Consider the following 11991-nt stretch of genomic DNA (forward strand, 5'->3'; position numbering starts at 1 on the left):
GCCGAGATGCGCAAGCCGATGACCTCCGATGACGACACGTTCTGGGGCGGCCGCAACGCGCAATTCTCCTCCGAGCCGCAGCGCATCTGGTTCGAGCGGATGCGCGACAAGGGTTGGACGGTGCCGCATTGGCCCAGGGATTACGGCGGCGGCGGCCTCGATGGCGAGGAAGCCAAGATCGTGCGGCAGGAGATGGCGGCGATCGGCGCGCGGCAGCCTCTGACCTCGTTCGGCATTTCCATGCTGGGACCCGCGCTGTTGAAATACGGTACCGAGGCGCAGAAGAAAGAGCATCTGCCCAAGATCACCGCTGGCCTGATTCGCTGGTGCCAGGGCTATTCCGAGCCGAACGCGGGCTCCGACCTCGCCTCGCTGCAAACCCGCGCCGACAGCGACGGCGATGATTTCATCATCAACGGGCAGAAGATCTGGACATCCTACGCGAACTACGCGGATTGGATCTTCTGTCTGGTGCGCACCGATCCGGCGGCGAAAAAGCATGACGGTATCAGCTTCATCCTATTCGACATGGCCTCGAAGGGCGTGTCGACCAGGCCGATTCTCCTGATCTCTGGCCGCTCGCCGTTCTGCGAGACCTTCTTCGACAATGTACTTGTGCCGAAATCGCAATTGGTCGGCACCATCAATCGCGGTTGGGACGTCGCGAAATATCTGCTGCAGCATGAGCGCGCGATGATCTCCGGCATGGGCGAGCGCGGGGTCGGGCGTCCGCTCGGCCAGATCGCGGCGGATTCGGTCGGCACCGACGAACAAGGCCGGCTGGAAGATCCGATCCTGCGCGGCCAGATCGCGACCTTCGAGATCGACGAGGCGGCGCTGGCGGCTGCCGCCGAACGCGCGGTCGATCTCGCCAAGGCGGGACAGGCCCATCCGGCGTTTTCCTCGGCGATGAAATATTACGGCACTGAGCTCAACAAGCGCCGCTATGAAATCCTGATGGCGGCCGGCGGCGCCGATGCGCTGGAATGGGACAGCGAGCGTTCCAGGGGCGGGGCCCGGCCGCGGGCCTGGCTGCGCACCAAGGCCAACTCGATCGAGGGCGGCACGTCGGAGGTGATGCTGGGCATCGTCGCCAAGCGCATTCTCGATCTGCCGGGGGCTTGAAATGAGGCCGCAATGTCCGGGCGCGAGTCAGCGCGAACCTCGGACGCGCAATTGCGCGTCGGGTTATCTCGAGATTCCGGGTTCAACGGCTTCGGGCCGCCCCGGAATGACGCTCATGAGAAATCACTCGTAACGCCTTCCAGCTGGAAACACGCATGGCCCTCGTCCTCACCGAAGAACAGTCGATGCTCCGCGACAGCGCGCACGGGCTCATCAGCGACAGGGCGCCGGTGTCGCATCTGCGGCAGCTGCGCGACAGCAATGACGCCACCGGCTTTTCCCGCGAGTTGTGGAAGACCTTTGCCGAGATGGGTTTTGCCGGGCTGCTGGTCCCGGAGGAGTTCGGCGGCTCGGGGCTTGGTGCAGTCGAAGCCGGCGTCGTGATGGAGGAGATCGGTCGCAGCCTGATGCCGTCGCCGTTTCTCTCCACCGCGGTGCTGGCGGCGTCTGCCTTGGCGCGGGGCGGCAGCGCGGCGCAGAAATCGGACTATCTGCCGAAGATCTCGGCGGGATCGCTGCTCGCGGCGTTCGCCGTCGATGAGGGCCCGAAGCATCGTCCGCTCAAGACCACGTTGCAGGCGGCGCGGTCCGGCAACGGTTTCAGGCTGAACGGCGCCAAGGCCCTGGTGGTCGACGGTCACGTCGCCGATCTCCTGATCGTGGCGGCGCGCACCACAGGTCAGGCCGGCGAGCGCGACGGGCTGACGCTGTTTCTGGTCGACCCGAAGACCAGGGGGATCGCGACCGAGCGCACCATCATGGTCGATTCCCACAACGCCGCGCGGATCGAGTTCGACGATGTCGAGGTCAACGCCGATCATGTGCTTGGCGAGGTCGATCAGGGTTTTGCGCTGCTCGAGGGCGTGCTCAATATCGGCCGCGGCGCGGTCGCCTCCGAAATGGTCGGGCTGAGCGAGGAGGTGTTCGGGCGCACCGTGTCCTATTTGAAGGAGCGCAAACAGTTCGGCAAGGCAATCGGCGAATTCCAGGCGCTGCAGCATCGCGCCGCCCAGCTCTATATCGACATCGAGATCACCCGCGCCGCGGTGCTGAAGGCACAGCAGGCACTCGACGGCGATATCAGCGGGGCGGCAGCAGCGGTCGCCGTGGCCAAAGCGCGCGCCGGCGCCACCGCAACCCGGGCCGTGCAGGAAGGCGTGCAGATGCATGGCGGCATGGGCATGACCGACCAGTTCGACATCGGCTTCTTCATGAAGCGCGCGCGGGTCTGTGAGGAACTGTTCGGTGATGCCAATTTCCACGCCGACCAATTGGCGCGGATGAAGAGTTACTGACGTCTCGCGCCGTCATTGCGAGCGAAGCGAAGCAATCCATGGCGCCGCAAAGAAGGAGATGGATTGCTTCATCGCTTCGCTCCTCGCAATGACGGTCTCTCGACCGTCACCTGATCGGCGGCGCGTACTGAATGCCGCCGGCGCTCCAGAGCTGGTTGAGGCCGCGGGGAATGTGCAGTTTGGATTCGGCGCCGATATTGCGGTCGTAGACTTCGCCGTAATTGCCGACATGGCGGATGATGCGCACCGCCCAGTCCTTCGTCAGACCGAGGTCCTCGCCATAGGTGCCCTCGTTGCCGACCAGCCGCATCACGTCGGGTTTCTTCGATTTCAGCGCCTCGTCGATGTTCTTGGAGCTGACGCCGAGCTCCTCGGCGTTGATCATTGCATAGAGCGTCCACTTCACGATCATCATCCAGTCGTCGTCGCGCTGCCGCACCACGGGCGCGAGCGGCTCCTTGGAAATGACATCGGGCAGGATCACCTGATCGTCCGGTTTGTTCATGTTGAGCCGCAGCGCATAGAGCTGGGAGACGTCGGCGGTGAAGGTGTCGCATTGGCCGGAATCATAGGCCTTGAGCACCCCGTCCAGTTTGGGGAATTTGACCTCCTGATATTTCATGTTGTTGGCATGGAAATAATCGGCGAGGTTGAGTTCGGTCGTGGTCGCGGCCTGCACGCAGACCTTGCTGTTGTCGAGGCTGAGCGCGGAATCGATGTTGCGTGAGCGCGGCACCATGAAGCCCTGGCCGTCATAATAGGCGACTGCCGGGAAATACAGGTCGTAATTCTGCTCGCGCGACATGTCCCAGGTCGAGTTGCGCGACAGGATGTCGACCTTGCGGTTCTGCAATTCCTTGAAGCGCTCGTTGGCGTCGAGCGGGATGAACCTCGCCTTGCTCGGGTCGTCGAAGATCGCGGCCGCGACCGCGCGGCAGAAATCCACGTCGAAACCCGTCCAGTTGCCCTTGTCGTCCGGGATCGAGAAGCCGGGCAAGCCGGCATTGACCCCGCAAAACACCTCGCCGCGCCGGATCGTGCGCTTCAGCGTACGCGTGTCGTAGAGCTCATAGGTGGCGGCGAGCGCCGCGACCAGCACGGCGACCGCGAGCCCGATCGTGAGGCCGCCCCGAAATGTACGCATGATCTGGTTCTCGCAATGAATGAAAAAAGCAGGGGCGCGGCAGGTCGCGTTACAATTCCGGCTTCTGCCGCACGATTACCTTGGTGCCGACCGGGACCCGGTCGTAGAGATCGGCGACGTCGGCATTGACCAGGCGGAAACAGCCCGAGGAGATCTTGGTGCCGATGGTCTGGGGCTGGTTGGTGCCGTGGATGCGATAGACGGTGGCGCCCAGATACATGGCGCGGGCGCCGAGCGGATTGCCGGGGCCGCCGGCCATGAAGCGGGGCAGATAGGGCTGGCGCGCGATCATCTCCGGTGGCGGGGTCCAGTCGGGCCATTCGGCCTTCTTGGTGATGCTCAGAAGTCCCTGCCACTGGAATCCGTCGCGGCCGACGCCGATGCCGTAACGCAGCGCGCGGCCGCCGGGCTGGATCAGGTAGAGGTGACGCTCGGCAGTGGAGATGATGATGGTGCCGGGCGCCTCGGTGGTTCGGTAGGACACCATCTGCTTCTGCCATTCCGGATCGAGCGCGTAGGAATCATCGGCCACGAGTCCGGGCTGGTCGCCGGGGTCGTTCTGCTCTTGAGCGAACTGCTGGGCAAAGCTCGGCGAGGCCGAAAGCATCAGGCTGGTCGCGGCCATCATCATCCAGACCAGGTGACGAAAATTCGTCATCGACGACCTCCTCGCGGCTTGTCGGCCAAAATCAGATTGCATCGTTGGAACCATCAAATCTCAGGGCCGGCGGGATGGCAAGCGCAAGCCGGATGCGACGGACAGGTCACTGTTCAGACATCGTTCATCTTGGCGCAAGCCAGAGATGCAGCGCGAGCGAGACCAGGGCCACCGTGCCAAGCCCGCCAAGCCACAGCGCAGCGAACCATAAAAGTCGCTGAACGAGAGGCCGCTGCTGCGTGTCCTGCGGCCGCATCTCAGTGGTAGCCGCTCCCGGCCAGCACCTTGCCGCGGAAGACCCAATAGGCAAACGCGGTGTAGGCTAGGATCAGCGGGATCAAGACGGCAACGCCCGCAAGCATGAAGAGCTGGCTATTCTCCGGCGCGGCGGCCTGCCAGATGGTGATGCTCTGCGGCACGATGTAGGGATACATGCTCATGCCGAGCCCGGCATAGGACAGCACGAACAGCGCAAGCGACAGCAGGAAGGGCTGCGAATCAAGCTTGTTGGCGAGGCTGCGCAGCAGCAGCACGGCGACGGCTGCGACCGCGAGCGGCACCGGGGCCGTGAAGATCACGTTCGGCCAGGTGAACCACCGCTGCGCATATTGGATCTGAAGGAACGGCGTGGCGATACTGACGACCCCGATCGCGGTCAGCATCGCAAACAGCAGAACCCAGCTCAGCCGGTAGGCCTTGTCGCGCAACTGGCCTTCGGTCTTCAGCACCAGCCAGGTCGCGCCCAACAGCGCGTACCCGACCGCCAAGGCGACGCCGGTCAGAACGCTGAACGGGGTCAACCAGTCCCACCAGCCGCCTGAATAATGCCGTCCCGCGACATGCACGCCCTGCAGGATGGCGCCGAGCGCAATGCCCTGGGCCAGCGCGGCAAGCCACGATCCGCCGGCAAAGGCCAGATCCCAGCGATTGCGCTCGCGCGTGGTGCGCCAGCGGAATTCGAAGGCGACGCCGCGGAAGATCAGGCCGATCAGCATGGCGATCATCGGCGTGTATAGCGCCGGCATCAGCACCGCATAGGCGAGCGGGAATGCCGCCATCAGGCCGCCGCCGCCGAGCACCAGCCAGGTTTCGTTGCCGTCCCAGACTGGCGCGACGCTGTTCATGATCACGTCGCGATCGGCTTTTGCCGGAAAGAGCGGGAACAGGATGCCGAGTCCGAGATCGAAACCGTCCATCACGATATAGACGAATACCGCGAACGCGATGATGAACGCCCAGACGGTGGCAAGGTCGATCGCGCCGATCATCGGACATAACCCTCGACGGCCGGCGTGATGCCGGCGGCGCGTGCCGGCAAATGGGTTGGCGGTCCCGCCTCACCGGGATAAGGCGGCTGCGCCATCAGCCGCAGGATGTAGATGACGCCGGCGGTGAATACGGCGAAATAGACGATCGCGAACGCGATCAGCGACGAGCCGACCGCGGGCGCGGCGAGTGGCGAGGCGGAGTCGGTGGTCCGCAGCAGGCCATAGACCGTGAACGGCTGGCGACCGGTCTCGGTCGTGATCCAGCCGGCGAGCACGGCGATGAAACCCGCCGGGCCCATCGCGATCGCAAAGATGTGCAATGCGCGCGATTGATAGAGCGTGCCGCGCCAGCGCGCCCACAGGCCGAACAGGCCGAGGCTGAAGATCAGAAATCCCAATCCGACCATGATTCGAAACGACCAGAACGTGATCGGCACCGGCGGCCAGTTTTCGCGCGGTACGGTATCGAGGCCGGCCATCGGCGCGTCGATCGCATGTTTCAGGATCAGGGAACCCATCCTGGGGATTTCGACCGCGTATCTGACCTTGCCCGCGGCCTGATCAGGCAGGCCGAACAGGATCAGGGGGGCGCCGTCGGGATGGCTCTCATAGTGGCCCTCCATCGCCATGATCTTGGTGGGCTGGTATTCGAGCGTGTTGAGGCCGTGCTGGTCGCCGGCCAGAATCTGGACCGGCGCCACCAGCATCGCCATCCACATCGCCATCGAGAACATCACGCGAGGTCCGGCGAGATGCTGGTCGCGCAGCAAATGGACCGCGCCGACCGCCCCGACCACGAGCGCGGTGGTGAGATATGCGGCCAGCACCATGTGGACCAGCCGATAGGGAAACGAAGGATTGAAGATGACATCGAGCCAACTGGCTGCGACGAACTGCCCGTCGGCGTTGACGGCATAGCCGGCCGGGGTCTGCATCCAGGAATTGGCCGACAGGATCCAGAACGCGGAAATCAGCGTGCCGATCGCAACCATCAGGGTGGCAAGGAAATGGAGCCTCGGACCGACGCGCTCCAGCCCGAACAGCATGACGCCGAGGAAGCCGGCTTCGAGAAAGAACGCGGTCAAGACCTCATAGGCCATCAGCGGGCCCAGCACGGGGCCGGTCTTGTCGGCGAAGGCCGACCAGTTGGTGCCGAACTGGTAGGACATCACGATGCCCGAGACCACGCCCATGCCGAACGCGACCGCGAAGATCTTCAGCCAGTAATTGAACAAATTGAGGAAGACCTCGCGGGTGGTCACGAGCCACAGCGCTTCCAGCACCGCGAGGTAGCTGGCAAGTCCAATCGAGAAGGCGGGAAAGACGATGTGGAACGACATCGTGAAAGCGAATTGGGCCCTGGCCAACACCACGGCATCCAGGCTTTCGAACATTTACACCACCCGTCGCTACGAGGGGACCTTTATCACGGCTGCGCCGAGGATGAAATCGCGTCATGCCTCCGTCGGCCTCACAGGCGCGGGAGGTCGCGACGGCCCATCACCGCAAGACGGACCAGCCGAAAACGCAAACGACCCGAAAGGGGGGCATCCCGTCCGGGTCGTCGGAGGTGGTTTGGAGGTTTGGAAAACGAACGTCACGATAGCAGGCGGGCTTTTCCAAGTGATTTCGCCCGTCGTTTCAATTATTGCGCCGATCGAAGCCCCCAGTTAACCGATCGGCGAACCGCGATCTCTAGCCAATTGCTTCATTCTGTTATTGTTTTTTCTTCAGGCGGCCAGCGTGTCCACGCCGGCGACTCTGAGCAGTTCGGCGAGCTGCTTGCGGGCGTAGAACATCCGCGTCTTCACCGTGCTTTGCGGGATGCCGATGATCTGGCCGACCTCTTCCACCGACTTCTCGTGATAGTAGACGAGATTGATGATCTCGCGGTGCGCCGGTGACAGTTTTGCGACGCAGGCGCGCAGGATTTGGCTGGTGGTGGCGCGCTCCAGCGATCGTTCGGGCGTATCCGCCTCATCGGCGATCTCGAGCACGTCTTCCTGATCGATATCCTCGAAGCGGCGCTGGCGCAGCGAGGTCAGGGCCTTGAAACGGCCAATCGACAACAGCCAGGTCGACACTTGCGAGCGGCCCTCGAACTGGCTCGCCGTCCGCCAGACATCCAGGAACACCTGGCTGACGAGATCTTCCGCCATCGTCGTGTCGCGGACGATACGCAGGATGAAGCGGTAAACTCGTACGTTATGGCGGGAATAGAGGATGTGCATCGCAGTACGGTTGCCGGAAGCGATACTTTCGAGCAGCATGTCATCCGACGTTGCCTGAGCGGCGATGATGCTCTCGCGGGCTGCGGGATTGATGGCGACGACGTTCTGCATGACAGGCTCCCGTGCCGCTTCATGCGGCGCTTCGTTAGCCGAGAGTGTTAATGAGGCCCGGTTTCCGGACGTCTGCACGAAAGAGGGAAAATGGTTTCGTGGCCGCGGCGAATTGTTTCGTGGCGGCGGTCGCGACGAAACACTCATGGCGGAATTGTGAAGTTTTTCTGGGGACGCCTCGCCGCCGATCCCGTCGCCCTCAGGAACGGCTCCTGGCTGGCGCTGCAATAGATAGGTCTCGCCGGTGCCCCAATGGTTCAACTCGGCGCCACAAAGCGGCCTTTGCACGATGAAGGATGGATAACAGGCCGTTAACCCTTCTCTCCGGCGGGCGAGAACAGATAGCCGCCGCCACGGATGGTGCGAATGACGGCCGGCTTGCCGGGGTCCGGCTCGATCTTGCGCCGGATACGCATGATCCGGAGATCGACGGCGCGGTCGAACGCTTCGGCATCGCGCGCATTGGCGAGTTCCAGGAGCCGCTCGCGGGACAGCACCCGCTTGGGGTTGGCGGCAAACACCTTCAGCAGCCCGAATTCGGACGCCGTGAGGGGATGCTCGTTGCCTTCGTCGTCGCGCAGCGCCTGGGCCTCCAGGTCGAGCCACTTGGTGCCGAACCGTACCAATTGCTCGCTGGCCGCCTTGGCGGCCGCCGTCTCGGCTGCGGCCGGCGCCGCCTTGACCGGCGTGCTGCGCCGCAGCACGGAGCGAATCCGCGCCATCAATTCGCGCAGCTCGCAGGGCTTTGCCACATAATCGTCGGCGCCGAGTTCGAGGCCGACCACCCGGTCGATCGGGCTCGCGGTGGCCGTCAGCATGATGACGGGAACGTTGCTGCGGCTCTTCAGATCGCGGATGATCGACAGCCCGTCTTCCTCGGGCATGTTGAGATCGAGCACCACGAGATCGGGCCGGCCGGTTTCGATCGCGCCGCGCAGGCTCTTGCCGCCGTCGCACAGGGTGACGGTGAAACCGTGCATTTTCAGGTAGTCGCCGACCATCTCCCGGGCCGGCGCCTCGTCGTCGACGATGATGATGTGCTGGCTCTGGCTCATGACATCTCGGTCGCGGGCAGGACGATGGTGAAGGTCGACCCCTTGCCGGCCCCCTCGCTGGCGGCGGTGACTTCGCCGCCATGCATGTCGATAATACGCTTGACGATGGATAAGCCCAGCCCTGTCGAGCTTTCGCCGGCGGTGGGTTTGGCCGACAGCCGCTGGAAGCGGCCGAACAGCCGGCCGAGATCTTCCGGCGACAGGCCTGCGCCCTGGTCGGCGACGCGGATGACGGTATTGTCGTCCTCATGGGTGACCACCACCGAGATCTTGCCGCCGATCGGGCTGTATTTGATGGCGTTGGAGACGAGGTTGTCGATCGCCTCGCGGATGCGGTCGGTGTCGCACATGGTCACGATATTCGGCGGCGCCGATACCGTGATGGTCTGTTGCTTGTTGACCGCGAGCGGCTGGTTGGCGTCGGCAACCTCGTTGGCGAGGGCTGCGACGTCCACCGGCTCGCGGCGGATGGTGATGTCGAAGGCGTCCGCCATCGCATCCGAAATCAGGTGATCGACCATCGAGGTCAACCGTTTGGCGGCATCGCGGATATGGTCGATCTGGGAGGTGACGCTGTCCTTTGACGCGCCGGTCGAGATCAGTTCCGTCAGCATTTCGGTCCGGCCGAGGATGACGCCGAGCGGACTCTTCAGGTCGTGCGCCACCGTGCCCAGAATCTCGTTCTTGAAGCCGTTGGCACGCTGCAGCCGCAGCCATTGCGCCGACAGCCGCCGATTGGCCTGCATCAGCGCGCGGGTGCGCTGGGCGACGCGGTCCTCGAGCTGGGTATTGGCTTCGTGCAGCTGCTGATAAAGGATGACGTTGTCGAATGCGATCGACAGCCTGCTGCCGAAGATCTCCACCAGCGAGCGGTCGGTCTCGGACAGCGGACGTTCGGCCTGCAGCAGCACGACGACCTCGCGGCCGCTGCCGGTGCGGACATAGAGCACGGTGCGCTGATCGGCGAATTCATGCTTGCGGCGCTTGAAGGCGGCTTCCACCATGGCGCGCAAATCCGAATCGAGCGATTTGGCGCCGGCCTGGCCGATGAAGCGGCTGTAGCAGCCGGAGCCGGCCAGCACCGCAAAATCGTCGCCCACCTTGCTGCCGTCGTCGCGCAGCACCAGGATGCCGGCGCAATCGACATTGAGCAGCGAGGCGAGTTGGGTCAGCACGCCTTCGGCGAGGCGCTGCATCGATTTGAAGTCGTACAGCGTGGAGGCCGCGTCGATGATGATCTCGAGGCCTCGCCGGGTCTGCACCATGCGCTCGAGCTGTTGATAGCTGCGCAGCGCGGCGGTCAGCGAGGTGAACAGCTTGTCGGCTGTGAGTTCGGTCTTCGCCTTGTAATCATTGATGTCGTACTGGACGATGACGCGGCGCTCGGGCGCCTGACCGGGCTGTCCGGTGCGCAGGATGATGCGGACGGTCTCGTTCCTGATCTCGTTTCTGATGTATTCGACGAGCTCGAGGCCTGCGACGTCGGTCTCCATGATGACATCGAGCAGTACGGCGGCGATGTCGGGGTGCGCGCGCATCAAGGTGCGGCCCTCGGCCGCCGAATAGGCCGAGACGATCTCGATCCCCTGGCCGTTCAGGCTATAGTCGCTCAGCGCGAACCGCGTGCCCTCATGCACCGCCTGATCGTCGTCGATCACCGCGATCTTCCATTTGCGCGCGTTCGAATCCTCCGGAACCGTTCCGGTATCGTCGATCAGGTGGAGGACATCGTCCTGTTCGGCCATTGCGGGGGTCCGTCCGGTGAGATCTCAGAACTGGCAGCGCCGCCCTTGGCGGTCCGGGGCATGATAATGCGAAATGTCGTGCCTTGTCCCAGCCTTGACTCGAGCATCATGCGTCCGCCGAGCTGCTGGGTTACGAGATTGTAAACGATATGCAGGCCAAGCCCGGTGCCCCCCTCGTTGCGGCGGGTCGTGAAGAACGGGTCGAATGCCTGCCGCTGCACGTCGGGGCTCATTCCGGCCCCGTCGTCGGCGAAGATGATCTCGACGTCGTCATGCCCGCGCGCCCGCGCCGAAATCGAGATCGTGCCGGAGCGGCCCTCGGCGAAGGCGTGGTTGACGGCGTTGAGGAACAGATTGGTCAGGATCTGCCCATAGGAGCCGGGATAGCCGTCGATCAGAAGGCCTTCCGGCACGTCGAGCGTGAGCGCGATCGGCGCCCGCTTGAGGACCGGCTTGAGGCTGGCGATGATCTGGTCGGTCGCCTCGCCGAGGGCGAACTGCCGGCGTTCGGCATGCGAGCGGTCGACCGCGACCTGCTTGAAGGACTGGATCAGTTCGCCGGCGCGATGCAGATTGGCGACCAGTTGTCCCGCGGCGTCGCGCGAGGTCCGTACGAACTCTTCGAGCTGCGAGCGGCGCAGTCCGCCGTCCGATCGGAGCTCCGCCTCGAACATCTCGGCACGCCGCGCGAAGCTGGACGCAACCGTGAGGCTGATGCCGATCGGATTGTTCACCTCATGGGCGACGCCGGCGACCAGTCCGCCGAGCGCCGCCAGACGTTCGGCGTCGATCAGGTTCTGCTGCGCGGCGCCGAGCTCGAGCAGCGCGCTCTCGGCCTTTTCCTTGGCGCCGCGCAGTTCGTCCTCGGTGTTGCGCTTGGCGATGGCGTTCTCGCGGAACACTTCCACGGCGCGCGCCATCGCGCCGACCTCGTCGCGGGCGCCGGTGCCCTGCACCTCGCGATCCAGATCACCCGAGGTGATGGCGCGCATCGCCGTCATGATCTGATGCAGCGGCAGGCGGATCGAAAGCGCGATCATGACGCCGGCCGCCAGGATGATGCCGAGAAAGATCACGGCGATCGACAGCACCCGGCGCGAGATGTCCGACAGCGTTCGGTCGAACGTGGCCTGCGCCTTCTGCTCGCGCTGGCCCATCTTGGTCGACAGGTCGTCGATGGCGCCGATCGCTTCCGCCTGGGTGGCGTCGATGGTGTTGCGCAACAGCTCGGTCCGATCCGAGAGTTCTTCGGAGAGTTTCGCAAGTCCCCCCCGCAGCGCCACCGTCCGGGCGTCGAGCCGCTGCAGCGCCAGGCGCTGCAGGTCGTTGTCGGCGAGATCGATCATGACAGGGATGGTT

At 64.1% G+C, this 11991-nt stretch carries 10 protein-coding genes; 2 read left to right on the forward strand and 8 right to left on the reverse strand.

Going from position 1 to position 11991, the window contains the following annotated elements:
* Positions 1-1125 (forward strand): acyl-CoA dehydrogenase family protein (locus tag WCB02_RS12135; RefSeq protein ID WP_423958450.1); only part of this gene is annotated, 1125 nt, incomplete at its 5' end.
* A 155-nt stretch (positions 1126-1280) separates the two neighbouring features.
* Positions 1281-2420 (forward strand): acyl-CoA dehydrogenase family protein, encoded by a 1140-nt coding sequence (locus WCB02_RS12140; RefSeq protein ID WP_423958452.1) that lies wholly within the window; start codon positions 1281-1283, stop codon positions 2418-2420.
* A 106-nt stretch (positions 2421-2526) separates the two neighbouring features.
* Here WCB02_RS12140 and WCB02_RS12145 read toward each other — a convergent pair whose 3' ends face one another.
* The 8 genes from WCB02_RS12145 to WCB02_RS12180 form a co-directional block, all read right to left on the reverse strand.
* Positions 2527-3564 (reverse strand): amino acid ABC transporter substrate-binding protein, encoded by a 1038-nt coding sequence (locus tag WCB02_RS12145; RefSeq protein WP_423958454.1) that lies wholly within the window; start codon positions 3562-3564, stop codon positions 2527-2529.
* Between the two features lie 49 nt (positions 3565-3613).
* Entirely contained in the window at positions 3614-4222 is a 609-nt protein-coding gene (locus WCB02_RS12150) for a L,D-transpeptidase (protein ID WP_423958456.1), read from the reverse strand.
* A 257-nt stretch (positions 4223-4479) separates the two neighbouring features.
* Entirely contained in the window at positions 4480-5490 is a 1011-nt protein-coding gene (cydB, locus tag WCB02_RS12155; RefSeq protein WP_423958458.1) for a cytochrome d ubiquinol oxidase subunit II, read from the reverse strand.
* Positions 5487-6884: a cytochrome ubiquinol oxidase subunit I gene (locus WCB02_RS12160; protein ID WP_423958459.1), complete on the reverse strand. Its 1398-nt coding sequence runs from the start codon at positions 6882-6884 to the stop codon at positions 5487-5489. The genes cydB and WCB02_RS12160 overlap by 4 nt, the downstream gene beginning before the upstream one ends.
* A 336-nt stretch (positions 6885-7220) precedes the next feature.
* Positions 7221-7832 (reverse strand): sigma-70 family RNA polymerase sigma factor, encoded by a 612-nt coding sequence (locus WCB02_RS12165; RefSeq protein ID WP_423958461.1) that lies wholly within the window; start codon positions 7830-7832, stop codon positions 7221-7223.
* A gap of 311 nt (positions 7833-8143) precedes the next feature.
* Positions 8144-8887 carry a response regulator gene (locus WCB02_RS12170; RefSeq protein WP_423958462.1) on the reverse strand — a complete coding sequence of 248 codons (744 nt, stop codon included), beginning with the start codon at positions 8885-8887 and terminating at the stop codon, positions 8144-8146.
* On the reverse strand, positions 8884-10632 hold the full coding sequence (locus tag WCB02_RS12175; RefSeq protein WP_423958464.1) for an ATP-binding response regulator: 1749 nt from the start codon (positions 10630-10632) through the stop codon (positions 8884-8886). The genes WCB02_RS12170 and WCB02_RS12175 overlap by 4 nt, the downstream gene beginning before the upstream one ends.
* Positions 10602-11991: sensor histidine kinase (locus tag WCB02_RS12180; protein ID WP_423958466.1), on the reverse strand; the 1390-nt coding region annotated here is incomplete at its 5' end. The genes WCB02_RS12175 and WCB02_RS12180, both read right to left, overlap by 31 nt.

The organism is Bradyrhizobium sp. (assembly GCF_049581145.1).
Lineage (GTDB): Bacteria > Pseudomonadota > Alphaproteobacteria > Rhizobiales > Xanthobacteraceae > Bradyrhizobium.

Coding starts and splice junctions, on each gene's coding strand:
- cydB (WP_423958458.1), bottom strand. CDS start 5,490: ATGATCGGCGCGATCGACCTTGCCACCGTCTGGGCGTTCATCATCGCG.
- WCB02_RS12175 (WP_423958464.1), bottom strand. CDS start 10,632: ATGGCCGAACAGGACGATGTCCTCCACCTGATCGACGATACCGGAACG.
- WCB02_RS12145 (WP_423958454.1), bottom strand. CDS start 3,564: ATGCGTACATTTCGGGGCGGCCTCACGATCGGGCTCGCGGTCGCCGTG.
- WCB02_RS12165 (WP_423958461.1), bottom strand. CDS start 7,832: ATGCAGAACGTCGTCGCCATCAATCCCGCAGCCCGCGAGAGCATCATC.
- WCB02_RS12170 (WP_423958462.1), bottom strand. CDS start 8,887: ATGAGCCAGAGCCAGCACATCATCATCGTCGACGACGAGGCGCCGGCC.
- WCB02_RS12150 (WP_423958456.1), bottom strand. CDS start 4,222: ATGACGAATTTTCGTCACCTGGTCTGGATGATGATGGCCGCGACCAGC.
- WCB02_RS12160 (WP_423958459.1), bottom strand. CDS start 6,884: ATGTTCGAAAGCCTGGATGCCGTGGTGTTGGCCAGGGCCCAATTCGCT.
- WCB02_RS12140 (WP_423958452.1), top strand. CDS start 1,281: ATGGCCCTCGTCCTCACCGAAGAACAGTCGATGCTCCGCGACAGCGCG.